The 24432-nt window shown below is 70.4% G+C and carries 23 protein-coding genes; 6 read left to right on the top strand and 17 right to left on the bottom strand.

Annotated elements, in window-relative coordinates; genetic code table 11:
• Positions 1 to 201: 201 nt before the first annotated feature.
• From K313_RS0102415 to K313_RS0102395, 5 genes are read right to left on the bottom strand one after another with little or no spacing between them, the layout of a single operon-like run.
• Positions 202 to 1482: a lipopolysaccharide biosynthesis protein gene (locus K313_RS0102415; protein WP_029210275.1), complete on the bottom strand. Its 1281-nt coding sequence runs from the start codon at positions 1480 to 1482 to the stop codon at positions 202 to 204.
• A gap of 48 nt (positions 1483 to 1530) precedes the next feature.
• Positions 1531 to 2589, bottom strand: a complete 1059-nt coding sequence (locus K313_RS0102410; RefSeq protein WP_084412377.1) for a Gfo/Idh/MocA family protein — start codon at positions 2587 to 2589, stop codon at positions 1531 to 1533.
• Between the two features lies 1 nt (position 2590).
• A complete protein-coding gene (locus K313_RS0102405; protein WP_029210273.1) occupies positions 2591 to 3679 on the bottom strand; it encodes a DegT/DnrJ/EryC1/StrS family aminotransferase in 1089 nt (362 codons plus the stop codon).
• Positions 3679 to 4284 carry an acyltransferase gene (locus tag K313_RS0102400; protein WP_034251311.1) on the bottom strand — a complete coding sequence of 202 codons (606 nt, stop codon included), beginning with the start codon at positions 4282 to 4284 and terminating at the stop codon, positions 3679 to 3681. The genes K313_RS0102405 and K313_RS0102400 overlap by 1 nt, the downstream gene beginning before the upstream one ends.
• Positions 4281 to 5597: a nucleotide sugar dehydrogenase gene (locus tag K313_RS0102395; RefSeq protein ID WP_029210271.1), complete on the bottom strand. Its 1317-nt coding sequence runs from the start codon at positions 5595 to 5597 to the stop codon at positions 4281 to 4283. The genes K313_RS0102400 and K313_RS0102395 overlap by 4 nt, the downstream gene beginning before the upstream one ends.
• Before the next feature lie 245 nt (positions 5598 to 5842).
• Between K313_RS0102395 and K313_RS0102385 the strand changes: the two genes are divergently transcribed.
• Entirely contained in the window at positions 5843 to 6712 is an 870-nt protein-coding gene (locus tag K313_RS0102385) for an SGNH/GDSL hydrolase family protein (protein ID WP_029210270.1), read from the top strand.
• Positions 6690 to 8693 carry an acyltransferase family protein gene (locus tag K313_RS0102380; RefSeq protein WP_029210269.1) on the top strand — a complete coding sequence of 668 codons (2004 nt, stop codon included), beginning with the start codon at positions 6690 to 6692 and terminating at the stop codon, positions 8691 to 8693. Before K313_RS0102385 ends, K313_RS0102380 begins: the two co-directional genes overlap by 23 nt.
• A gap of 25 nt (positions 8694 to 8718) precedes the next feature.
• Here the strand turns inward: K313_RS0102380 and alr are convergent, their stop codons facing one another.
• From alr to K313_RS0102325, 10 genes are all read right to left on the bottom strand, one after another.
• Entirely contained in the window at positions 8719 to 9855 is a 1137-nt protein-coding gene (gene alr, locus K313_RS0102375) for an alanine racemase (protein WP_029210268.1), read from the bottom strand.
• Between the two features lie 7 nt (positions 9856 to 9862).
• Positions 9863 to 10984: an alanine racemase gene (locus K313_RS0102370; RefSeq protein WP_029210267.1), complete on the bottom strand. Its 1122-nt coding sequence runs from the start codon at positions 10982 to 10984 to the stop codon at positions 9863 to 9865.
• On the bottom strand, positions 10981 to 12387 hold the full coding sequence (locus tag K313_RS0102365) for a glutamate mutase L (protein ID WP_029210266.1): 1407 nt from the start codon (positions 12385 to 12387) through the stop codon (positions 10981 to 10983). Before K313_RS0102365 ends, K313_RS0102370 begins: the two co-directional genes overlap by 4 nt.
• 84 nt (positions 12388 to 12471) lie before the next feature.
• Positions 12472 to 14718 (bottom strand): D-ornithine 4,5-aminomutase subunit OraE, encoded by a 2247-nt coding sequence (gene oraE / locus K313_RS0102360; protein WP_029210265.1) that lies wholly within the window; start codon positions 14716 to 14718, stop codon positions 12472 to 12474.
• Positions 14715 to 15224 (bottom strand): D-ornithine 4,5-aminomutase subunit OraS, encoded by a 510-nt coding sequence (gene oraS, locus K313_RS0102355; protein ID WP_029210264.1) that lies wholly within the window; start codon positions 15222 to 15224, stop codon positions 14715 to 14717. The genes oraE and oraS overlap by 4 nt, the downstream gene beginning before the upstream one ends.
• 2 nt (positions 15225 to 15226) lie before the next feature.
• Positions 15227 to 16672 (bottom strand): 2-amino-4-oxopentanoate thiolase subunit OrtB, encoded by a 1446-nt coding sequence (gene ortB, locus K313_RS0102350; protein ID WP_029210263.1) that lies wholly within the window; start codon positions 16670 to 16672, stop codon positions 15227 to 15229.
• Complete coding sequence (gene ortA / locus K313_RS0102345; RefSeq protein ID WP_029210262.1) at positions 16669 to 16959, bottom strand: 2-amino-4-oxopentanoate thiolase subunit OrtA; 291 nt, start codon at positions 16957 to 16959, stop codon at positions 16669 to 16671. The genes ortB and ortA overlap by 4 nt, the downstream gene beginning before the upstream one ends.
• A 27-nt stretch (positions 16960 to 16986) precedes the next feature.
• Entirely contained in the window at positions 16987 to 18024 is a 1038-nt protein-coding gene (ord, locus tag K313_RS0102340) for a 2,4-diaminopentanoate dehydrogenase (protein WP_029210261.1), read from the bottom strand.
• A gap of 628 nt (positions 18025 to 18652) precedes the next feature.
• Positions 18653 to 18922 (bottom strand): hypothetical protein, encoded by a 270-nt coding sequence (locus K313_RS19765; RefSeq protein WP_034251307.1) that lies wholly within the window; start codon positions 18920 to 18922, stop codon positions 18653 to 18655.
• Between the two features lie 82 nt (positions 18923 to 19004).
• Positions 19005 to 20012: a 4-hydroxy-3-methylbut-2-enyl diphosphate reductase gene (locus K313_RS0102325; protein ID WP_029210259.1), complete on the bottom strand. Its 1008-nt coding sequence runs from the start codon at positions 20010 to 20012 to the stop codon at positions 19005 to 19007.
• A 94-nt stretch (positions 20013 to 20106) separates the two neighbouring features.
• Here K313_RS0102325 and K313_RS0102320 point away from each other — a divergent pair, with 94 nt between their 5' ends.
• The 3 genes from K313_RS0102320 (at position 20107) to xseA (ending at position 22224) form a co-directional block, all read left to right on the top strand.
• Complete coding sequence (locus K313_RS0102320) at positions 20107 to 20571, top strand: type II toxin-antitoxin system Phd/YefM family antitoxin (RefSeq protein WP_029210258.1); 465 nt, start codon at positions 20107 to 20109, stop codon at positions 20569 to 20571.
• Complete coding sequence (locus tag K313_RS0102315; protein ID WP_029210257.1) at positions 20571 to 20909, top strand: hypothetical protein; 339 nt, start codon at positions 20571 to 20573, stop codon at positions 20907 to 20909. Before K313_RS0102320 ends, K313_RS0102315 begins: the two co-directional genes overlap by 1 nt.
• Positions 20910 to 20991: 82 nt before the next feature.
• Positions 20992 to 22224: an exodeoxyribonuclease VII large subunit gene (gene xseA / locus K313_RS0102310; RefSeq protein WP_029210256.1), complete on the top strand. Its 1233-nt coding sequence runs from the start codon at positions 20992 to 20994 to the stop codon at positions 22222 to 22224.
• A gap of 105 nt (positions 22225 to 22329) precedes the next feature.
• Here xseA and K313_RS0102305 read toward each other — a convergent pair whose 3' ends face one another.
• Together K313_RS0102305 and K313_RS0102300 are read right to left on the bottom strand one after the other, a co-directional pair.
• Positions 22330 to 22599, bottom strand: a complete 270-nt coding sequence (locus K313_RS0102305) for an exodeoxyribonuclease VII small subunit (protein WP_029210255.1) — start codon at positions 22597 to 22599, stop codon at positions 22330 to 22332.
• Between the two features lie 97 nt (positions 22600 to 22696).
• On the bottom strand, positions 22697 to 23278 hold the full coding sequence (locus tag K313_RS0102300; RefSeq protein WP_029210254.1) for a DUF4245 domain-containing protein: 582 nt from the start codon (positions 23276 to 23278) through the stop codon (positions 22697 to 22699).
• 112 nt (positions 23279 to 23390) lie between these two features.
• Here K313_RS0102300 and K313_RS0102295 point away from each other — a divergent pair, with 112 nt between their 5' ends.
• Positions 23391 to 24311, top strand: coding sequence for a carbohydrate kinase family protein (locus K313_RS0102295; protein ID WP_019286293.1), 921 nt, complete (start codon positions 23391 to 23393; stop codon positions 24309 to 24311).
• Positions 24312 to 24432: the final 121 nt, after the last annotated feature.

Here is a 24432-nt window from a genome sequence, read left to right as displayed (position 1 = left end):
GGGCCTTCCTTGCGTCCCTGGCCGACGCCAGACTGGTCCACCTCCGCCGCGAGCACGGCAGCTCGATCGACGGGTCGTCGGCGTCCGCGCACTCGGCTCCTGCTGGACCGGGTCAGCTCGCCCACCTCTGCCGGTGCTTTCAAGACTTCGATGACGGCATCTCGGGGCATCGACCCCAAACGGTGCTCGCCGTGATGGCAATCAGGCGTGGGGGCGGCGCTCTATGGATCTCGCGTCGGCTGACAAACTCCGCCAAGAAAGTACCCAAGAGGTTGCGTAGCTGATCGCCATGACTGTTCCGAGCCACACAACGGCGTTACCGGGGGTTTGGGCTAATCCGTACGCGGCAACAACCGACCCCACACACAGCACCAAGCGGGCGCAGTCCCATGCAACCTGCGTCTTGAGCCGTCCCATCACGATGAGGGTTTGGGATAGCGGGGACGCCAAAAGTTGCAGCGCACTCGCGACGGCCAATGCGCGCGCGTAGTCGCCGCTCGTACGCCACTGGTCGCCTAAGACCCAAGCAAACAGGTCCGGGGCGAGTAGAAGCAGGAGTAGAGCCAGGCCGAGTCCGGCTGCTCCTAGCCTGGTGGAGGCCTTGAGGAACAGGCGCTGCAAGTCCACCGTCCCAGAGCGCTTCGCGGCCCCGAACTCACCGAGGTAGACCTGGGACAGCGCCACCCCGACCAGGGCTATGGGCAGGGACAGGATGCGCTGCGTCATCCCCAGCCACCCCGACACCGTGGTGCTGTACAACGCGGCCATCACCAGGAGCGGAGCCTGCAGCCCCAGAGCGTTCACGAGACCTGAGGGTGCCATCAGCAAGGGAAAGCTCTTGTACCGCCGCAGCAGGTCCACGTACTTCGGCGGACGCGCGAGCGCTGGGCCCTGGACTCGTCGACGCACGGAGCCGGCCAAGGACAGGACCCCAGCCACCTGGCCGACAGCAAGCCCCATCGCGAGCCCGTGGGCGCCCCATCCGAGGGCCCCCATGGTGACCTGCGCAAGAGACAGGACCGATGCCTGCAGGATGTTTCGCCGGCCGATCGCACCGTACAATCGCCAGCGGATCGCGACCTGGTTCAGCACCGTGAACAGACCCATCAGCGTGGCCACCACGGGCACCCACAGCAGGAGGGTCGGATCGACCTCCAGCCGCAGGAGGTCGACCAGCCAAGCACGGCACCACCACGCGACTGCCGTGAGCACGGCGCCCACCACGGCGACCACCCACAGCGCGAGCGCTGCTAGGTCCAGCGCCTCATCGTCGTCATCGGGTAGTGGAATTGCCAGGTCCAGCCTGAGCGCCGCCACCGTAGCTAACGGGAGGACGGCCGCGTTCACGATCGCAAACGGGCCGTACTGCTCCGGCGGGAACAGCCTGCTGATCAGAGGCGCGCAGGCCAGGGCAATCAGTTGGCCGCCCGCGGTGCCACCGATGATCGACGCGAGACCTTTCTTGGCCGTGCTCAGCGGCATGAGGTCACCTCGCCTCGAATTCGAGTTGGTCGCTGCCCCTCCGCAGGGTCAAAGTTCCGCCGTCCGCGTAGCGACAGCGGTGCCGACCTGCGCGCCGGCGATCATCGCCTCGGCCACGCGGACGGTGGCGAGGCCCTGACGCATCGTGACGATGTCGGCCTCCTTGCCCAGGACGGCATCCCGGAAGTTCTCGTGCTCGGTGCGCAGCGGCTCCGGCTTGGCGATCGCGTAGCGGATCATGTCGCCCTCGCTGACACCGCGGAAGCGGGCGACCTCGTCCCACGTCGTAGCGGTCGTGCCGTTGGCGTGGAACGTCAGGTCGGCAGTGAGGGTGTCGCAGATGAACGCACCCTTCTCACCGGTGATGACGGTCGTGCGCTCCTTGAGCGGGGACAACCAGTTGACGAGGTGGCTCGTCACGGTTCCGTCGGCCAGTGTGCCGACCGCAGCGACTAGGTCCTCGTACTCGCGCCCGGAGCGGAACGCCGTGCGTGCGGAGATGCTGACGAACTCCTGCTGCGTGACCCACGCCGTGAGGTCGATGTCGTGCGTGGCGAGGTCCTTGACCACCCCCACGTCGGCGATGCGGCCTGGGAAGGGTCCCTGCCGTCGCGTCGCCACCTGGAAGACGCGGCCGAGCTCTCCCGCCGCGATGCGACGACGGGCCTCCTGCAGCGCCGGGTTGTAGCGCTCGATGTGCCCCACCGCGCCGATCAGTCCCTTGTCGTCGAAAGTGCGCGCGAGACGCTCGGCGGACGGCACGTCGTGGGCCAGAGGCTTCTCGATGAGGGCGTGCACGCCGGCCTCCGCCAGCTGAAGGCCCACGGGCTCGTGGTACACGGTGGGCACGGCAACGACGCAGTAGTCGAGGTCGTACTCCAGGAGCTCGTCCACTGAAGAGACGAGATAGCGCCCTCCCGCGACACCGTGCGGGTCGCCGGACTCGTCGGCGACGGCCACCAGGTCGACGCCGTCGAGCGAACCCAGGACGCGGGCGTGGTGCCGGCCCATCATCCCGAGCCCGACGAGACCCGCGCGGAGGCGGTCCTCACGGTTGCCCCGCCGACGGCGATCTGCGGTCTCTACGCGTGGCTTCTGGTCAGTCATGTCAGGCACCGGCCTTCGCGAGCGTGTTGACCGCGGTAACGATGCGCTCCAGCCCAGCCTGGTCGACGCTCGGGTGAACCGGCAGAGACAAGCACTCGGCTGCGGCCTTGGCCGTCTCGGGCAGGTCGACGCACACCTGGAACGGAGTGAGCTGGTGGTTGGGAACGGGATAAAACATCCCGGACCCGATCTGGTACTCGTCCTTCAGCGCCTTGGCGAAGGCATCGCGGCCCTCGGGCACGCGGATCGTGTACTGGTGGTAGACGTGGACGGCGCCCTCGCGCACCGGCGGTGTCGTCACTCCCTCGAGATGGCTGGACAGGTAGGCGGCGTTGTCCTGCCGGGTCTTGGTCCAGGCGTCGACCTTGGTGAGCTGGACGCGACCGATGGCGGCGTGGATGTCCGTCATGCGGCAGTTAAAGCCGACGACCTCGTTGTGATACTGCTTCTCCATGCCCTGGTTGCGGTAGAGCCGTGCCCGACGGGCGATCTCGTCTGTGGCGCAGGAGATCATGCCGCCCTCCCCGGAGGTCATGTTCTTCGTGGGGTACAGGCTGAACATGCCGAAGTCACCGAACGCTCCGACCGGCGTCCCGTGCAGCGACGCACCGTGGGCCTGGGCAGCGTCTTCGAAGACCTTCAGGTTGTGCCGGTTCGCAACCTCGAGCAGCCAGTCCATCGACGCGGGGTGGCCGTAGAGGTGGACCGGCATGATCGCGACGGTGCGGTCGGTGATCGAGGCCTCCACGGAGGCGGGGTCGAGGCAGAAGGTGTCCGGCTCGATGTCCGCGAACACTGGGGTGGCGCCGGTCAGAGCAACCGAGTTGGCGGTCGCCGCGAAGGTGAAGGACGGCACGATGACCTCGTCGCCGGGCTTCACACCTGATGACAGGAGGCCCAGGTGCAATCCCGAGGTCCCCGAGTTGACGGCGACGCACTCCCGGTCGAGGCGGAAGTGTGCCGAGAACTCCTCCTCGAACGCCTTGACCTCGGGGCCCTGCGCCACCATCCCGGAGCGCATCACGCGGGTGACGGCCTCGATCTCCTCCTCACCGATCAGCGGCTTGGCAGGGGGGATGAAGTCGGACATCAGCTGGCCTCCATGAGGGTCTCGTCGTGCTCGATGAACTGGTCACCGGTGCGAGGGCAGGTCCACTCGCGCTCACCGGTCTGCTCGAGGGGTTCGCCGGCCTTGCCCACCCAGCGGATGCGGCGGGCCGGGACACCGGCGACCAGGGCGAAGTCAGGGACGTCCTTGGTGACCACGGATCCGGCGGCGACCATCGCCCAGCGGCCGATCGTCACCGGTGCCACGCAGACCGCCCGGGCGCCGATCGACGCGCCCTCGCGGCAGGTGACCCCGACGGCCTCCCAGTCGTCCCCTCGCTTGAGGTCGCCCTCCGGAGTCACCGATCGGGGGTAGTGGTCGTTGGTGAACACCGCTGCCGGACCGACGAATACGCCGTCCTCGAGCACCGCCGGCTCGTAGACGAGCGCGTAGTTCTGCAGCTTGCAGTGACGCCCCATGCGCACGCCGGTCCCGACATACGCTCCCCGGCCGACGATGCAGCCCTCACCGAGGACGGCCTCCTCCCGCACCTGGGCCAGGTGCCAGACGCTGGATCCCGGGCCGATGAGAGCGGAGTCGGCCACGTCGGCGGACTCGACGATCCGCACTCCCTCTCGCGAGCTCATCGGGCCACCTCCGGCTCCGGACGCCCGACGGAGATGACACGCACGCCGTCGAACCTAGTCCGGTCGAGGATGTCCCGGCCGTCGACGACGACCTGGACACCAGGCAGGTCGGCGGACTCGAGGTCGCGGTACTCCGCGTGGTCGGCCTGCAGGACGGCGACATCGATCTCTCGGCCGAGCTCGTACGGCTCCCATCCGAATCCGCGGATCTCCTCGGCGGAGTACATCGGGTCATGGACGACCACCTCGGCACCTGCGTCGCGCAGGGCCGCGACGGTGTCGAACACCCCGGAGAACGCGGTCTCCTTGACCCCACCCCGATAGGACGCGCCGAGCACGGCAACCCGTGCGTCGGCGAGGGAGCCGCCCATGGCTCCCACCGCGAGTCCCACCGTGTAGGCCGGCATCGCCTTGTTCGCCTCACGCGCCGCTCGCACGACCGTGGCGTCGGGGTCGTTCCACAGGTACAGCCGCGGATAGACCGGGATGCAGTGCCCACCGACCGCGATCCCGGGGCGATGGATGTGGCTGTAGGGCTGGGAGTTGCAGGCCTCGATGACTTGGAAGACATCGACGCCGTGCGACGCCGCGAACCGGCCGAACTGGTTGGCCAGACCGATGTTCACGTCTCGGTAGGTCGTCTCCGCCAGCTTCGCCATCTCGGCGGCCTCGGCCGACCCCAGGTCCCAGACGCCGTTGGGGCGCTGCAGGTCGGGGCGCGCGTCGAACTGCAGGGCCTCCTCGTAGAACGCGGTGGCGCGACGGGCCCCCTCCTGGGAGAGGCCGCCCACGAGCTTGGGGTACTTGCGCAGGTCGGCGAAGACGCGGCCGGTGAGGACGCGCTCCGGGGAGAAGACCAGGTGGAAGTCCTTGCCCTCGGTCAGTCCCGAGCCTGCCTCGAGGCGCGGGGCCCACCGCGTGCGCGTGGTGCCCACGGGCAGGGTCGTCTCGTAGATGACCGTCGTACCGCGTGCAGTACGCAGGCCTCGCGCGATGTCGTCCGTGGCGGAGTCCATCCAGCCGAAGTCAGGCCGAGCCTCGTCGTCGACGAACAAGGGCACGACCACGACGACGTAGTCGGACTCGGCGACGGCGGAGGCGGTATCTGTGGTCGCTTCAAGGCGGCCGTCGGCAACGACCTCGCCCAGGTACTCCCCCAGGTGGCTCTCCCCTGGGAAGGGCTCAACACCCGAGTTCACCTGCGAGACAGTTTCCGGGTTCACATCGGCGCCACGGACCTTGCACCCGGATCGGGCGAACTGGACGGCAAGCGGCAAGCCGATCTTGCCCAGACCAACAACGGTGACGTTCACAGCGCTCCAGCTCTCTCAGGATCGCGCGTGCGCGCGGCCCACCCGGATAGACGTCCGTTACGTTACAGCACGTAGCCGAATGTGACATATGGTAACTAGTAGCCGAATCTGCGGCACGGAGGCGTGTCGCGCGGTCATCTACGACTTGAACATCGTTCGGGTCATGGACGTGAGACCCAGGCACCTGGCCGAGTGCATCACTCAGAGTATTTTGATGATAACTATGAGTAAGGCACACTAGGCCCATGGATCGCACGGTCGGAGGCAACCTCGCCATCAGCGCCGTCGTTGCCTCTGCCGTCGCCGTGTCCGGCCTGGCACTCAGTGGGTGGTCGCCCCGCAACGCTGAGGCCACCCCCACCGTGGCGACGCCAGCGCCCAGCGTGGCGGCCCGGTCCAGCAGCGCCCCTGCACCCACCGCCACGAGGACCCCACCCGCCGCCGCGCGACCCACCTCCCGGCCCGTCCCCCACCTCCCCGCCGACCGACCGGCGACGCTCGCCGTCATCGGCGACTCCACGAGCAATCAGCTGGGCGGGTGGGTCAACGTCCTGGGGGAACAGCTCGGGGAGTCCAGGGTCACGCGCGTGCAGCGGATCAGCCAGACGGGACAGTCGTCCTATCGGGCTCCGATCCGCTACGGCGACACGGGGCCCGAGCTCCAGGTGTGGAACGCCTCCACGGCAGCCCCCTTCGCCGCGGTCACTGACGAAAGAGCCAGGGTGGTGGTGCCGAAGCGACCTGACGTGGTGCTCCTCAGCGTGGGTCGTGCGGCAGACGCCCGCGCGATAGGTCAGCAGCTCTCGACCACCCGGTCATCCATCCTGAAGGCCTATCCGCAGGCCCAGGTGGTCGTCGTGAGGGAGCCCGCGGCCACGCCAGCCCAACGTCCCGCGATCGCGGCCGTCGACGCCTGGGCCGTGCAGGAGGGTGTCCCCGCCATCGACGTCGCCGCGGCCTTTGCCTCGTCACCCGGTGCCGCCTCGCTGCAGAACGCGGACGGCATCACCGATGCCGGCGCGAAGCTGTGGGCTGCCACCGTCCACCAGGCTCTGACAGGTCGGCGAGCGGCGGCTGATCAGATCAGCGGTGATGACGATCCCGGCGCAGGTTGAGGCGGACGCCACGAGGGTGGGCTCAGCGTCCGGGCGCTCCGGACCGAGCCCCGATCCTTGGCCCACGTCGCGCGCATGGCGGTCACCGGCGCTCGACGGCCTTCGAGCGGTTGCCGTCGTCATGGTCGTCCTCTTCCATGCCCGGGTGCCGGGCCTGGACTGGGGCTTCCTCGGCGTCGACCTGTTCTTCGTCCTCTCGGGATTCCTCATCACTGATGGGCTGGTCCGCGCCCACCTCGGGGGCACCGGGGCGGCCCTGACGGCGTTCTGGGCGCGTCGCGTGCGTCGCCTCCTGCCCGCATCCGCGGTGGTGATCGCCGCCGTGCTGGTCTGGGCGATGACGGTGGCGCCGGCATACCGGCGAGAATCACTCGGAGCCGATGCCTGGTGGACCGCGCTCTATCTGGGGAACTGGCGCTTCATCGAGACCAGCAGCTACTTCGATCAGCAGGCCGTGCCGTCACCGTTGCTCCACATGTGGTCGCTGGGCGTCGAGGAGCAGTTCTATCTGGTCTGGCCCCTGGTAGTGGCCGGCGTGTGGGCTGCCATCGGCAAGCGCAGCCCACGTCTCGCGCGCGTGGCGCTCGTGGTCGTGACTGCGCTGGTGGCAGCGGCCTCGGCGGCGCTGCTCCTGCGCTACGGACGGTGGCACCTCTATGACCGGGCCTACATGGGCACGGACACCAAGGTGTTCGAACCCATGGCCGGGGCCCTGCTGGCGCTCTGCGTGGTGCAGGGACGAGGGGCGACCTGGGCGAGACGTGCGGCACCGGCGCTCGGATGGGCTGCCGTCGCGCTCCTAGCACTGCTCACCCCGTCGCTCGCCGGGCCCAAGGGAGCCACGCTCCTCTACTACCAAGGCGGTGCCGTGGCCTTCGTGGGCCTGGCTGCGGTCCTGGTCGCCGCTCTGGCCATCGGTCACGTGCCACTACTGTCTCCAGCCCTGTCCTGGGCCACGCCCGTCTACCTGGGGCGCATCTCCTACGGCATCTACCTTTGGCACTGGCCCGTCGCCCTCGTCCTCGCCGGTGAGGGGTCATGGTCGGCGGCGCGGACTGCGGCAACCCTGACGACGTCTGTTCTCCTCGCATCGATCTCCTACCACCTGGTCGAGAAGCCGGTGCGCACAGGGAGGTTGGCCTCACGACGGGGACCAGCGCGCGTGATGCTGACCGGCCTGGGCGTCACGGTCACGCTGGCCCTGGCCGCCTCCGTCCTCGGCGGAACGCCCACCTCCTCGGCCGTCAACAGTCTGGTCGCCCTGCCCGGATCCCGTGGTGCCCAGACAACCCTGGTCCTGGGGGACTCGGTGCCCCACCGGTTGCTGCCGGAGCTGTCGGACGCCGCCGAGCGGCGGGGCCTCACCCTGTTCAGCTCGACGGCGGGGGGCTGCTCACCGCTCGGCGTCGTCAACAAGGTCTCACCGAGCGACCAGCGAGGCAGGCGATGTCAGGGCGCGCTCCCGGCCCGGATCAGCGACGGCGTAGCGGCGCACCACCCCGGCACCATCATCTGGTGGTCCCGCTACGAGACGGCGGACAGCATCCACCAGGGTCGGCTGCTCACGCCCGAGCAGCCGGAGTTCTGGACTGCGCAACGGCGGCAGCTGCAGCTGCGGATAGGCCAGCTCACGCAGAACGGCGCGACCCTGGTCTTCGTCGCGACCGACAGGCCCGGCGTGGGCATGTCCAGCAGATGCACTCCTCAGAGCTGCAACCCCTTCCTGCGCCGCATGGTCGACGAGGACCACTACCGGGAGAGGTGGAACGAGATCCTCCGCTCAGCGGCAGCGGGCAACCCGCGGGTTCGCGTGGTGGAGATCGACGACGTGTACTGCCACGACGGCACCACACCGTGCGACGACCGCAACGGGAGCGGCGTGACGGTCCGCTCGGACGGCACGCACTTCTCCGACCCGCAGATGCGGGTGACGGTCGCAGACGCTGTCATCGACCGGGCGCTGGCAGCCCGCCGGGACTGACTGACTCGGTCACGCCTGGCCCCGCTCAGCCGTCGCGATAGGTCCGTTCGACGCGCCTGGCGATGTCGCAGGTGACCTCGTAGGTGATGGTGCCGAGCAGCTCGGCCATCTCGTCGGTCGTGATCTCCTGCGCCCCAGAGGTGCCCAGCAGCACGGCCTCGTCGCCGACGGACACCGGGCAGGGCTCGGACGCGGGCCCGGCGTCGATCATCGTCTGGTCCATGCACACCCGCCCCGCGATGGGGTGGCTCTGCCCGCCGACGAGCACGCGCCCCCGGTTGGACAGCAGCCGGTTGTAGCCGTCCGCGTAGCCGACGGGCATCGTTGCGACCCACCGGTCCTCGTCGGCGGACCAGGTGCGGCCGTAGCCGACGGTCGTCCCGGCCGGCACCCGCTTGACGAAGCTGACGCGCGTCACCCAGCGGATCGCTTGGCGCAGCGCGATGGTTCGCGGCGTCGACGCGTCCGGGTAGTAGCCGTAGACCATGATCCCCGGCCGCACCATCGTCAGCCACGACGACGAGTGCCCCAGCACACCACCGGAGTTCGCGGCGTGCACGTGCTCGAGGCAGCGTCCGAGAGTGGCCTGCACCTCCTCGACGGTCCGGGCGAAGAGGGCGACCTGCTCCTCGGTGAACGCATCCTGCGAGGCGGTGTCCGCCACCGGCATGTGGGTGAAGATGCCCTCCAGGCTGACGGATCCGAGCCCCTCGACGTATGCCGCGAGCGCCGCCGCCTCGCCTGCCGGCACCCCGATGCGCGCCATACCGGTGTCGACCTTGAGGTGCACCCGGGCGGGCCGCCCGACCTGCTCGGCCGCCGCCTGGAGCGCGTCCGCGCACTCGCGGGACGGGCAGGCCGTGACGACGTCGGCCGCGATCGCCGCCTCCATCTCGGCGCCGGGGAAGCAGTGCGACAGCTTGAGGATCGGCATCGTGATGCTGGCCGCCCGCAGCTCGAGCGCCTCCGGGACGGTCGCGATCCCCAGCCAGTCCGCGACACCCGTGGCCTGGATCATCCGCGAGACCGCCACGGCCCCATGGCCGTACGCGTCGGCCTTGACCGCCACGAGGATCGTCCGGTCCCTCACCTGCTCCCGGATCCCCTCGATGTTGGCACGGATCGCGGACAGGTCCACCTCGGCGTGCGTCGCGTACAGCATGGGTCCGTTATCCCACACGCCAGGCAGACGGGTAGGCCCTGGGTCCACCGATGACCACCTTGTCGACGTACGGGCTGGTGGAGAGGGCGAGCAGCGCGGCGTAGTCGGGGTAGAACGCGATCTCGTCGCCCACCCGCAGGGAGCCGGCGTCGACCGCGTCCTCGACGTCGAGGATCATGTGGTCGCTGCTCGCGCCGAGGATCGAGATGTTGGGGTCTAGGGGGTCGAGCCCGTCGATGACGACGTCCTGGCGGCCGAGGTTGACGATGGCGCGCAGCCGGGTCCCGCGGTCCTCGAAGGCCGGCTCCTCGCCGAACGCGTTCTGCCCGCGCTTGCCGATCGGCACCGACGGCTTGCGCTCCAGCTCCACGACCTCCACCACGAGGCGCACCGTGTCCTGCCGCGTCCCCGGCCACGGGGAACGGTCAAAGACGTTGCGCCCCAGCACGATCGACTCCCCCATCCGGAAGTTGTCGATCTCGGCCGGCATGTGCCCCGACGCCAGGAACGGCAGCGAGGCGCTGTTGCCGCCCGACAGCATCGGCAGCTCCAGGCCGGTCGCGGCGCGGCAGGCCTCGCGGACGTCGACGAGCAGCGACATGTTCTCCTCGCTCGGCACCACGCCCCCGAAGCACGCGAGGTTGCAGCCCAGCCCCACGACCTCGATCCCCGGCAGCTGCGCCGCGCCGAACGCCACCTCCACCGCCCGGTCCGGCCACACGCCCTCGCGCAGGTCCCCCACGTCGACCATGAGGATCACCTGGTGCCGCTTGCCCGCCGCCACGGCCGCCTGCGACAGCACGTCCATCGTCTGCAGCGAGGAGTTGAGCGAGATGTCGGCGAACTCCACGATCTCGGCCGCCCGCGAGCGCTCCGAGATGCGCAGCAGCATGAGCGGCAGCTCGATCCCCCGCTCCCGCGTCTGGCGCAGGTTGTCGATGCGGGAGTCGGCGATCAGGTCGACGCCGCCCGCGACCATCGCGTCCACGACGGCGGGGTGCGCGCAGGTGACCTTGGCGACCCCCGCGACGGTGGCGCCGTGGTCGTGCGCCAGCTCGACGACCGACAGCGCGTTGTAGGTGATGCGGTCGGGATAGAGCTCGACGCGCGGCGTCGGGTGGCCGCTCACGGCCGCTCACCCTCGTCCGGCCCGGTCGCCCCGTTCACGCCAGCCACCCCGTCCAGCCCGGCCACCCCATCCATGCCGGTCACCCAGGCGCGGAAGGTCGCCCGCACCTCGTCCGGCAGCTCCGTCGCGATCGTCCCCAACGCCGAGAACAGGTAGTCCCGGTCCACCAGCACCCGCGCCGACGGCTCCGGCAGCAGGTGCGTCCCCACGCCCGTGCACACGGCCCGCAGCGCCTCGGACGACCCCTCGACCCGCGTCAGCGCGCCACCCGTGGCGACGACCCAGCGCACGGCGGTGAGGTCCTTGCCGCGGACGATCTGCTTCTTGCCCGTGGGGGTGTAGAGGTCGGTGAGCGTCCCCGCGTGCCGCCGCACCCCCACCTCGACGGCGCGCGCGCACAGCCAGCGGGTCAGCTCCCGCCCCCGCTCGTCGGCGGGCATCGCCTCGAGGTCGTCCAGCCGCGTCGCCCAGGACTCGTCGCCATAGGCCTCGACGACGTTGCGGGCGTTGACATAGACGCCGAGGTCGCCCTCGACGGTCCGCTTGGCGTGCGGCTCCGGGTCGATGACCTTGGCGGCATACTCCATCGATCCCTCGGTGACCGAGTGGATGTCGGTGGTGGCCCCGCCCACGTCGACGACCAGGACGTCGCCCAGCTCCTCGGCGAACAGCTCGGCGCCCTTGAGCACCGCGCCCGGCGTCGGCAGGATCCCGTGGTCGGTCAGCTCGGCGAACCGCGCCATCCCCGGCGCCCGCGTGATGTGCCGGTTGAACACCTCGTGGATGAGCACCCGCAGCGGCTCCACGTCGAGCACGTCGACGTCGGGAAAGACGTTGTCGGCCACCATCAGCTCGACCCCGTGCTCCGCGAACGCGCGCGCCACCGCCCGCCGCGCCGCCACGTTGCCGGCATAGATCACCGGCACGCCGAGCTCGGCCGCGACGGGGGCCAGGGCCCGGGCGTTGGCGACCACGACCTGCTTCTCACCGTGGTCGACCCCACCCGCGAGCAGCACGATGCTGGGCGCGATCTCGCGCACCTCGTCGATGTCGTCCTCGTCCAGCGGCCCCGCGGTCACGAGCTTGACGATGGCGCCGGCGCCGAGGGAGGCCTCGCGCGCGGCCCGGGAGGTCATCGAGACGGTGAGCCCGTGCACCGTCATACGCAATCCGCCTGCGGCGGAGGAGGAGACGTATGTCGGCAGCCCGGCCACCGACACCCCGGCGTCCGCCTCGAGGGCGGCGATCGCGGCGTCGACGCCGAGGCCCACGTCACCGTCGGCGACCGACGTCGGCGCGAAGCCCTGCGCCACGTGCTCCAGCCGCGCGTCGGTGCGCCGGAAGCCGTTGACCTTGGTGATCGTGCTGCCGACCTCGATCGTGAGGATGTCGACGCTGCCCATCCACTTCTCCTTCCACCTACCGGCGGTGAAGGCATCGACCGGCCTTCGTTCGCCAGGCTGATGCCTTTACCCCCGGCGGGTCTCTCAGACCTGGCCGCGCGCCCTCAGCGTCTTGACCATGGCGTTGACGACGTGGATGCCCTTGGTGCCGCGGCCGAAGGTCGCGTCGAGCCCGGTCTCGGCCGCCATCTCGCGGTTGACCTGCGTGCCGCCGGCGATCAGCACCACGCGGTCGCGGATCCCCTTCTCCTGGCAGAGCTCGTGCAGCTTGCGCATCATCGTCCGGTGCACGTCGTTGTGGCTGATGATCGTGCTGATGAGGATCGCGTGGGCGCCGGTCTCGATGGCCGCGTCGACGATCTTGCCGAGCGGCACCGACGTGCCGAGGTAGTCGTACTTCACGCCGTACTTCTCGATGCCGCCGTGCTTGATGTCGAGGATCTCGCGCAGCCCGACGCTGTGCTCGTCCTCGCCGACCGTCCCGGCCACGACCCGCAGCCCGGCGTCGCCGACCGCCGCCCGCAGCTCGTCCTCGGGCAGCACGACCTCCTTCTCGGGGATCTTGAGCGTGGACCGGTCGATCGCAAAGGCCACCTTGCCCTTGACCTCGACGAAGGTCCCCTCGGAGGGGTGCATCGGCTGCAGGTTGACGACCTCGGGGTCGACCAGGCCCATCTGCTTGGCCATCTCGACGGCGTAGACGTCGGCGATGTCGGCGTTCTCCGGCACGAAGAGCTGGATCAGCACGGTGCCGTCGCCCGCCCACTCGGCCTCGGGCTTGATCATCCCGCCGCTGCGATAGGGCTTGGTCGCCTCGAGGCGGGCGTCGGCCGAGTCCTCCGGGTCGAGCTCGTCGATGTAGACGATCTTGTCGGGGTCGGACAGCGTGTCGCCGCCGATGGCCTCCTCGGGCCGCTCGATGCGGCGCCCGACCAGCTCGTGCACGAACTCCGGGATGTGGTTGTCACCGAAGTGGCAGGACACCGGCGCGAAGTAGTCGGGGTCGCGCTCGACGATCGAGCCGGCGCCGACGCCGCCCTGGCCGTCGCGGGCGATGCCGTCACCGTTGCGCTCGGGGTACTTCGCCGAGTCGACGAAGAAGCCCTTCTCCACCGCGGCGAAGTAGCCGCCCTGGTCGATGGCCTCCTCGAGGAACGCGACCGCGCGCACCTTGATGTCGCGGACCATCTCGCCGAGCGGGCCGTCGTGCTTGAGCCCCAGCAGCTCGTTGATCCCGTCCAGGCCGCTCCAGGTCTGCTTGACCGTCTGCAGGCCGCGGATGTTGTTGTAGTGCCAGGGCACGTTGCGGCCCTCGTCGGGCGTGATCGTCGACTGTATGTCGGCCCGGGTGAGCATCGAGATGAGCGTGTCGATGGTGTGGGTGCGGACGGCCTCCTCGATGTCCGCCTCGATGTAGCGCGTGTTCTGCTGCGCCCGCATCTTGAAGTCGGAGAACACGTCTCGCAGCGCCACGGCGTAGGGCAGGTCGTACCAGAGCTTGGGGGCGGGCGGGCTGTTGGGCGGCACCGTCGAGAGCCCGATGAGCTCCTTGGGCATGCCCACCATCACCGAGAACGCGCTGTTGATGCCGTGCTGCACCATGAGCTCCGGCATGACCAGCCAGCCGGCCTTGGCGGTGGCGTTGGCGTTGTGCGCACCGTCGATCTGGAAGATGCCGGCCCCGCTCATGACCCGCTTGGCCTCGGCCGCGTCGACGAAGGAGCGATACATGTTCACGTTGCGGTAGAGCACGTTGTACTGCGGGTCCTGGTGGGCGCCGTTGATGCCCTCCTCGGCGAACAGCACGGCCACCTCGGGCCCGGCGACGCCGGACACGTAGCTGTGGAAGTTGATCGGCCGCCCGACCTCGTCCTCGATCAGGTCGCACGCCTTGCGCGAGGCGCGGATCTGCTTGCGGGTGATGGGAACTCCGCCGATCCCCTCGGGCGTGCCCTCGAGCAGCCCGTCGATGTGGGACTGGCCCGTCGTGCGGATCACCATGAGGTGGTCGGCGCCGTGCCACGCGGCCATCCGCATCCGGCGGATGTCGTCCTCGAACCGGCCGCTCGCGATCTCCGTCGTCACCACGCACTTCGGCTGCGGGTCGATCCCGCCGAAGTACTTGCTCGCCGGCAGCCCCAGGCTCTTGGCCAGCGGCGTCGCCATGTCGCGGAAGTGGAACGGCCCCATGTCCACGCCCTCGGCCGGCGCCTCGCGCCACACCCAGCCCTTGCGGCGGGGACGGTAGGACTCCAGGTCGGAAAGGATGTTCTCGATGTCGAGCTTGACGTTCTCGTCGAGCGGCCCGATCGGCTGCGCCTGCTGCGTCATCGCCGGGCTCCCTCGGTCGTGGTGGCGGGGGTCGACGCGGCTGAGGTCGGCGCGGCTGAGGTCGGCGTGAACAGGCCGTCCAGCACGGTGTCGTCGGCGGCGATCGCGGCGGCCGCGGCCCGCACGTCGACCCCGAGCTGGTGCGCGACCTTGAGCACGACGTGCCCGGCGCCCTTGCCGAGCAGGCCGCGGTCGTGGATCCGGTCGACCACGCCGTGGCTGCTGACCGAGTCGATCCCCATGCGCAGCAGGATGCTTCGCTCGATGGAGGGGCTCGTGTGCGTGCGGGCGAGCTCGACGACGGGCTCCATCATCTGGTGGCTCAGCTCCCAGAAGCGCGCCTTGAGCTGCTCGTCGCTGAGCGCGTCCAGCGCGACCCGGCGCTCCTCGAACTGCCGTGTGCGCCGGTCGATCTCGCCGCCGGCGACGTCACTGCCGGTGCCACTGGGGGTGCCGCTGGCGGTGTCGCCGCTGCTGCCATCGGGCTGGTGGGGCTGGGTGTCCATCGTCAGCTGCCTTCCGTGGTGGGGACGTTCGCGAGGACCCACTCGCGCGTGCTGTTGGTCTCAGCCGCGACATAGTCGACGTCCGTGTCGGTCCACGCCGCGGGGTCGAGGACCTTGGCGGCGTTCTTGAGATAGGAGCGGCGCAGCCGGTCCAGGTCCTGCGCCCTGCCCTGCACCTGAGTCAGGTTGTCCGGTATGACGATCCGCTGCCCCGGCACGTTGCCCGCAGGGTCTCCGGTGCTGATCTCGATGCCGCGCTCGCGGGCGAAGGACAGCTGCCGGTTGTGGTGCTTCCCGGCCCCCGTGTACTCCGTCTCCTGCACGACCACGGTCTCGTTCTCGCCGAGCTGCGCGGCCAGGGCGACCGCCGCGGTCAGGCTGGTGTTGCCCGCCGGGCCGCGCTCCAGACCCTCGAGCTTGGTGAGCAGCTCCGTGACGTAGAAGACCTCGCCCTGCGTCACCAGCTGGTAGTCGTCCATGTAGCGCAGGCTGCGAGCGGCGTTGCGCGGCACGTCGGTCCGGTCCGGCCAGGTCGCGAACGGCACCCCGAAGCCCGTGTGCCCGGTCGTGAACGACTTGCGGTTGAAGTCGACGTCCGAGGCCATGTGCAGCCCACCGAGATCCACCGAGCAGGCCACGACCGTGCTTGTCTCGCAACCGACCTCGCGCAGCCCGCGGGCCGTGCCCGTGAGGTTGCCGCCGCCGGCCTGGGTGACCACGACGGCGGCGGGCGGGGCGCCATACCGCTCCTGCACCTCGCGACCGATCTCGGCGCCCAGGGTCTCGACCCCGCGGATCCCGAAGGGGGTGTAGAGCGAGGCGTTGAAGAAGCCGGTCGTCTCGAGCGTCACGAGCATCTGGTAGAAGAGCTCGGGTCCGACCGAGAGTCGTTGCACCGCAGCGCCGTACGCCTCGCAGGCGCGGGACTTCTCGATGATCTCGGGCTGCCCGACGCCGTGGGAGTCGAAGACCTCCTGCAGCACGATGCAGCGCAGCCGCCGCATCGCCGCCTGGGACGCCACGGCCGCGCCGTAGTTGCCGCTGGTGGCGGTCGCGACGCCCGCGTAGCCGCGAGTCCTGGCCTCGTAGCAGGAGATCGACGCGCGCCGCGCCTTGAAGGACCCGGACGCGTTGGCCGCCTCGTCCTTGAGCAGGATGCGAGCGCCCTTGCCCGGCTGCGAGATTCGGCGCACGGCATCGGTGAGGTTGCACAGCTCGTGCAGCGGGGTGCGACCCACCTTGGTCTCGGCCTGGATCTCGGCGATCCGCTCGATCGTGTAGCCCGTGTCGGCCATCATCCGGTCGTAGTCGAAGGCCAGCGGCGTGAGCTCGTAGGTGTCGTAGTCGATCCCGAGCGCGCCGCGCATGATCTCGACCTTGCGGCCCATGACGGCGGCATAGCTCATGTCGCGGGCGGCGCCGCTGCTGCTGCGGGTCACGGCGGTCATCGCCACTCCTCGCCGAGGCCGATGTGGAGCAGTTCCGGCACGGTGGTGCCGAAGCTGTGCTCGTAGGACGGGTTGACCAGCCGCAACGTCCCCGCGTGCTGGTGCCCGATAAGGCTCGTGATCGTGACCGCGTCGCCCAGGCGCGCCTCGGCGTCCAGGAAGCCCGACATCCGCAGGACGTAAGGGGTGCTGCGGGTCTCCTCCGGCAGCTGCGGCGACCGCTGCTCCGGCTCCAGCAGGACGCGCTCGATCTCGACCCACGCGCCCGCGGCGACGACGTCACTCATCACGAACCTCCCTGGCGCTCAACCACGTCAGACGCGGCGCGCGTAGGCGGAGTCGCCCATGAGGGCGGCCGGGACGGGGATGTCGAGCATGCTCTTGAGGCCCGGCGAGGCCTCCACGATCCGCGGGACGCAGTTGACCGCGATGCCCTTGGTGGCCGTGCCCCCGGCATACTCCGGGGTGATCTGCATCTGGATCCGCGGGGTGCCCTCGATGGTGATGTAGTCGCCGGTCCCCTGCCCCTCGAGCTCCGGCAGCACCTGCTGCGGGTGGACCAGCGTGAGGACGACCTCGTCGCCGCGGTAGCCGAGGAGCGTCTGCTTGCAGCCCGCCACCATGCCGGGCTCGACCACCACGTGCGGCGTCTCGCGGCGGACGGTGGAGATGATCGGCTCGCGGCGCTGCTCGATGCGGTCGACGCCGAGGCCGAGCGCGTCCGAGATCATCCGCGCGGACTCGGGGAAGCCGATGTGCCCGTCGACGCTGCCGTCCTCGACGCCCCGGCGGAACTCCTCCTCGGACAGGCCGACGCCCTGGGTGCGCATGACCGTCGGGCCGTATGGCGACAGGTCGTTGACGCGGGACGCCTCGATGCTGGTGACCTCGTGGCAGCCGGCCGTCAGCGCCACGACCAGCAGGTCCATGGACAGACCCGGGTTGACGCCGGTGCCGATGATCGAGACGCCGCCCGCCTTGGCCAGCTCGTCCAGCTCACGCGCGAGCTCGGGGCTCTGCGCCTCGGGGGACGCCATCTCCTCGGCGATGGAGACGCAGTTGATGCCCGCGCGCAGGATCGTGCGCAGGTCGTCGATCTGGTCCTTGACCCAGGAGGTCGTCGCGATGACGACGCAGTCGACCTGGTCCGTGTCCAGCACGCTGCTCGGGTCGTCGGTGACGGTCACGCCGAGCGGGTCGATGCCGAGCACCGTGCCGAGGTCCTGGCCGACGTAGTCGGGGCGGCTGTCGATCCCGCCCACCAGCTGCAGGCCGCTCTTGCCGGCCATGAGCCTGGCCATGCCGCTGCCCATGGCTCCGAGACCCCACTGGACGACCCTGATCTGCCGCATCGCTGCTCCTCGTCGCGCGCGCCGGCGGGCCGGGCCAGATGGCGTGGCCCACGTCACCGCTGACGTCTCGCTCGCGAGGATACACACGAGAAATCGTCCCGCCGAGACGGGGTGCGGCCGGACGTTGTCCCAGGTTGAGGGGTTATGCAGACGCTTTTGCGTGGTGGCGCTCATCCACCCCCGGCGCCATGCACACCCCCGCATCTCTACCTCAGGTAGTCACATCCGCCCGACTTCGCACGCCAGGCGGATGTGACCACCTGAGGTAGTCACATCCGCCCGACTTCGCACCGCAGGCCGACGTGTCGAACCCGGGCGGATCCTGCCCGCTCGCCATCGCGGAAACCTGGGCACCGTCAGGCGTGCCCAGACTTCCGCAATCCCAGGCATCGCAGCGCCTCACCCCGCGCCAGCCCGTATGCCGGAGCGCGCCGCCTCGACCGCCGTCGCCCTCTCGACCGCCGTCGCCGCCTCGACCGCCGTCGCTGTGTCGGCCGTCGTCCACCGTCTCGACCGTCATCCGCCGTCTCGGCGTCCATCTCCCGTCTGGTGCTGCAGCACCAGACGGGGGCTGCAGCACCAGACGGGGAGCGGATCTCGAGACGGGGAGCGGAGCTTGAGACGGAGGTCAGGTGGCGAGCGCCGCCAGCAGGACATAGCCCGCCCCGAGGAGGGCGAGGACGAGCCCGAGCCCGTTGTTGAGCATGGCGATGCCGTCGTGCAGCCGGACGCTGCGCCATACGAAGGCCACGGCGATGGCGACGCTGATCAGCATCAGCCAGTCGCGCAGGAACACCGCGCCCAGCGCATCGCACACCAGGCCGACGCCCACGACGACCGTCGTCAGGATCCAGCCGTTGCGCACGGTCGCGGGGTCGCTCCACAGGTCACGCGCCACGACGCCTCCCCGGCAGCACCCGCAGCGCCGGCGGCACCTGAGTCAGGCGTCCCAACCTCACCGTCCACAGCAGACGCACGGGTCAGTGCAGCGATCCGGCGTCGTGCCGCATCTTGTCGGACTGGCCGCGCGCCTTGAGCTCCTTGCGTAGCTCCATGGGCAAGGCGAACAGCAGCGACTCCTCGGCCGCCACGACGGGCTTCACGTCGGCATACCCCCGCGCCGCCAGCCAGTCGAGCACGTCGCGCACCAGCACCTCCGGCACGCTCGCGCCGCTGGTCACGCCCACCGTCGCCACGCCCTCGAGCCAGGCCTCGTCGATCTCGTCGGCGTAGTCCACGAGGTACCCAGCCTGAGCGCCGTGCTCCACCGCGACCTCGACCAGACGCACCGAGTTGGAGGAGTTGCGCGAGCCGACCACGATCATCAGGTCGGTGTCGGGGGCCATCTGCTTGACGGCGAGCTGGCGGTTCTGCGTGGCGTAGCAGATGTCGTCGCTCGGCGGGTCCTGCAGGTTGGGGAACTTCTCGCGCAGGCGGCGCACCGTCTCCATCGTCTCGTCGACGGAGAGTGTGGTCTGCGAGAGCCACACGACCTTGTCGGGGTCGCGCACGGTCACGTGCTCCACGGCGTCGGGGTTGTCGACGATCGTGATGTGCTCGGGCGCCTCGCCGCTCGTGCCCACGACCTCCTCGTGCCCCTCGTGGCCGATCAGGAGGATGTCGAAGTCGTCGCCCGCGAACCGCACGGCCTCGCGGTGGACCTTGGTCACCAGGGGGCAGGTCGCGTCGATGGTCTTGAGCTGCAGGCGGGACGCCTCCTCGTGCACGACCGGCGCGACGCCGTGGGCGCTGAAGACGACGGTGGCACCCTCGGGCACCTCGTCGGTCTCGTCGACGAAGATCGCGCCGCGCTTCTCGAGCGTGGAGACGACGTGCTTGTTGTGGACGATCTGCTTGCGCACGTAGACGGGCGGGCCGTAGAGCTCCAGGGCCTTCTCCACCGTCACGACGGCGCGGTCGACGCCGGCGCAGTAGCCGCGCGGGGCGGCCAGCAGGACGCGCTTGTGGTCAGTCTGCGAGTCAGTCACCCAGCAAGTCTAGGCGAGCAGACTGGGCCGACCCTGCACCGCGCTGGAGCAATCCGGGTTCGCTTCTGAACACGTTCAGAATAGAATGGTGCGCATGCCTCCTACCACCTCCCGCGTCGTGCCGTCCTCGGACCTGTCCCGTCACAGCGCTGACGTGTTCCGGGCCGCTGAGGAGGGGCCAGTCGAGATCACGCGCCGCGACGGGGAGAGCCTCGTCCTCACGCGCAAGAGCGACCACGAACGTCAGTTCACGGTCCTCAACCTCGCGGCGGACCTCATCGCCGCTTCGCTCGGCCCGGACGACGTGCCCTTCGTCGAGCGGCTCCAGTCCCGTCTCCCCTGGATGGCGTTCCTGTCGGATGGCGGGCGCACCGAGTTCGCCCGGTCTATCGTGGCCACGGCCCGCGCATGCGCCGCGGTCCGCGACTTCGGACCCTTCTTGGTGGAGCTGCACGAGTGGCATGCCACGGCCGAGGCCATGGCGGCCGGGTACACCCGAGTCGAGGACATCGGGTGGTATGACGACCCCGTGCCCGTCCCCGACCCGCGCCTCGCATGATGGCCAAGCGAGGAGGTGTCGCCCACAGGCCCATCAAGAGCGGCGAGTTCACCATCGTCTTTGGAAGCAGCGAGACCGAGAAGGGGTGGGCGGACCTGCGGGCCACCCAGGGCAATGCCCTCGCCGACGCCTGGGACTTCCTCACCCGGACGCCCCTTGAGCGGCAGGCTGGGAATCACCCGCTACGAGATGTCCTCGCCACCGTTACGCGCGGCGGGCGGGTCCACGAGCAGTGGCAGCACAAGCTGTCCGGCGGGGGCCGTCTCTGGTTCTACGTCGACGGCCGCACGGTGGTTCTCGTCCGCTGCCACACGCGTCACCCGAACGAGACCAAGTAGCGCGCCGCCGCTGACCCCGACACGCCCACCATCCCTCGAGGCGTCACCCCGGGTGACGGCGGGGCGTCATACGCTCAGGGGCATGCCCGGCCCCGACCTGCCCGAACGCGCCAACCAGACCACCGCGGAGCAGCCGTGGCCGGTGCGGGTCCTGTCGATGAAGATCGCGGACTACGTCGACAAGATGTCCGGGCTGTGGGTCGAGGGGCAGGTCGTCCAGCTCAACCGTCGGCCCGGGGCCGGCCTCGCCTTCCTGACGCTGCGCGACCCGGACGTGGACATGTCCCTCACCGTCACCCTGCCGGGACAGGCGATCGACCGTATGCCGACGCCGCTGTCGAGCGGGGCCCGGGTCGTCGTCCAGGCGCGTCCGACGTTCTGGACGAAGCGCGGGACGCTGCAGCTCGAGGGGCGCCAGGTCCGCGCCGTCGGCGTCGGCGAGCTGCTGGCCCGGCTCGAGCACCTCAAGTCGGTCATGCGCGCCGAGGGGCTGTTCGACCCGGCCCGCAAGCGACCGCTGCCGTTCCTGCCACGCCGGGTCGGACTGATCTGCGGGCGCGCCTCGCAGGCCGAGCACGACGTCGTGCAGAACGCCCTGCGGCGTTGGCCCGCAACGCAGTTCGAGGTCCGCCAGGTGGCGGTGCAGGGCGTCAACGCCGTCGCCGAGGTCAGCGCCGCCGTGCGCGAGCTCGACGCCTACCGCGAGGTCGACGTCATCGTCATCGCCCGCGGCGGCGGCTCGGTCGAGGACCTGCTGCCGTTCAGCAACGAGGCGCTCGTGCGGTGCGTCTCCGACTGCTTCACCCCGGTCGTCAGCGCCATCGGCCACCACGAGGACACGCCCCTGCTCGACCACGTCGCCGACTGGCGTGCCTCCACCCCGACCGACGCCGGCAAGCGCGTCGTGCCCGACCTCGCCGAGCAGCAGGAGGTCGTGGCGGTCGCCCGCGGGCGGATCGAGCGCGCGCTGCAGCTGTATGTCGATCGGGAGCGGCGCGGCCTGTCCGCCATACGGTCTCGGCCGGTGATGGCGCAGCCCGTGACGCTGGTCGACCAACGGCGCACCGAGATCGGGGCGCTGCTCGACCGGGTCACGCGGCGGATCGAGGCGGGGATCCACCGTGACCAGGCGCGCCTCGACGGGCTGGCCGGACGGCTGCGGGCGCTGTCACCGCTGGGGACTCTCGAGCGCGGCTATGCCGTGGTGCAGCACCGCGACGGGTCGGTCGTCACCGACCGCGACGACGTCGAGCCCGAGGAGCTGCTGCGGGTGCGGGTGGCGACGGGCGACTTCGGCGTCCGCGTCCTCGGCTGACCCCGTCCCCGCCCCCCGCCGCCTCACGAAGATCGTGAGTGTTTCGTCCACCTTCCTTGGACCAGACAATCACGATCGTGGGAGAGAGACGGCGGGTGGGACGGCTCAGGCCTCGTCGCTCTCCCCGTCGGCGTTGGCCTTGGCGCCGGGAGCCGACGCGGGGGCGTCACCGGTCAGGCGGGCCTCCGCCTGGTCGAGCCACGTGGAGCAGTGCGCGGCCAGCGCCTCGCCCCGCTCCCACAGACGCAGGCTGTCCTCGAGCGGCAGCTGCCCCGCCTCGAGCTGAGACACGATGGTCACCAGCTCGTCGCGGGCCTGCTCGTAGGTCAGGTCCTCGATCGGACGCTCGGTGCTCGGGGGCTTCAGGTCGGCCATGGACCCACCCTAGGCGCGCGGGCCGATCGGTCAGAAGAGGTCGGCGCCGACACGTGTGCCACCCCGGTGGCCGGGTCGGGGCCAGGCCGACGCGGGGTCAGCGCAGGGCGGGCGACAGCTTCTGCGCCTGGGCCGCGGCCTCGGCGCAGGTGCCCGTCGTCTCGATCACGCTGGTCAGAGCGTCGCCGCCGCGCCGCACCAGGGTGCAGTCACCGTTGCGCGGGTCCGTGTAGCTGTCGACCGGGACCCCGCCCACCGTCATGGCCCCGGCCGGGGTGCGTCCCTTGGTCTGCGCCGTGACCCAGCCGTCGGTGGCCTTGGCGGTCTGGTCGAGGGCGACGTACTCCTGGTCCTTGACGTACCCCACGTGCCACGTCCGCAGGCCGTCCGCCTCGGGCTCGAGCCGCGCAGAGTTGGCGACCCAGCCCTCCCCCAGGCCGTCGAGCTGCGAGAGCTGCCAGCCGGTGCTGCGGCGCGCCTCGGTCACGACGGCAGGCACGTCGACGCTGGGCCGGGCCACGGTGTCGGGACGCGCCACGAGCGCGAAGAACGCCAGCACCACCGCCGTCACCACCACCGTCGACAGCACCATCGAGGTGAAGGCGCCCATCGCGTGCGGGTTGCGCCGGGGCGGACGCTGCTGGTCGCTCGAGGGGTCCGCGGAGGCGCTGGTGCTCATGAGGCCATCGTCCCCGATGAGACGGGTCAAGGGCCAACCACGCCAGGCGGGTCCGCGACGACCGGGGGATACTGAGGGGCCCGAGCCACCGCCGCCCCGAGGAGTCACCCGCATGACCGACCGCCTGCTCGTCGTCGGAGAGTCCCTCGTCGACATCGTCCACCGCCAGGGCGGAGCCGTCGACGAGCACCCGGGCGGCAGCCCGGCCAACGTCGCCATCGGCCTCGCGCGGCTGGGACATCCCGTCCAGTTCGCCACGCAGTTCGGGCGGGACACGTATGGCGAGATGGTGCGTGCCCACCTGGTGCAGGAGCGGCTGCTGACGCTGACGGACGGGTCCGACCAGGCGGAGTCGACCTCGACGGCCAAGGCGACGCTGGACCCGGCCGGTGGCGCGACCTACGACTTCGAGCTGCTGTGGGACGTCGCGGGGGCGCTCGACGAGGAGCCCGTCGGACACCTGCACACCGGCTCGATCGCGGCGACCCTCGAGCCGGGCGGTTCAGCGGTGGTCGACGCGGCGCTGCGCGCGCGGGCGACGGGCACCGTGTCCTACGACCCCAACGCCCGACCCACGATCATGGGCACCCCCGAGGAGGTCCGGCAGCGCATCGAGCAGCTGGTCGGCCTCTCGGACGTGGTCAAGGCCAGCGACGAGGACGTCGAGTGGCTCTATCCCGAGGCGACGCCCGACCAGATCATGGAGCTGTGGGGCCGCCTCGGGCCCGAGCTCGTCATCGTCACGCGCGGCGGCCAGGGCGCGCTGGTGCTGCTGCCCCGCACCGGCGAGCGGCTCGTCGCCGAGGCCACCCGCACCACCGTCATCGACACCGTGGGAGCCGGAGACTCGTTCATGTCAGGCCTGATCTCGGGGCTGCTCGACGCCGGCCTGGTCGGTTCGGTCGAGGCGCGCGACCGCCTCCGCACGGCCTCGCTGCAGGACGTGCGCCCCGCGATCGAGCGGGCGGTGGCGTGCGGCGCCATCACCGTCTCGCGCGCCGGCGCCAACCCGCCCACCCGCGCAGAACTCTGACCCGGCCCGCCGCGTCCACCTCCCGCGCGACCATTCGTGAGCCGGGAGCTCACTTCGCGTCGCCCGGAAGGGGTTCCAAGCCCCACAGACGACCAATCGTGAGCCGGGAGCTCAGTTCCGG

The sequence above is a fragment of the Arsenicicoccus bolidensis DSM 15745 genome, assembly GCF_000426385.1.
Lineage (GTDB): Bacteria > Actinomycetota > Actinomycetes > Actinomycetales > Dermatophilaceae > Arsenicicoccus > Arsenicicoccus bolidensis.
The sequence above is the reverse complement of the archived record's forward strand: the minus strand, read 5'-3'. Positions and strand labels throughout refer to the sequence as shown.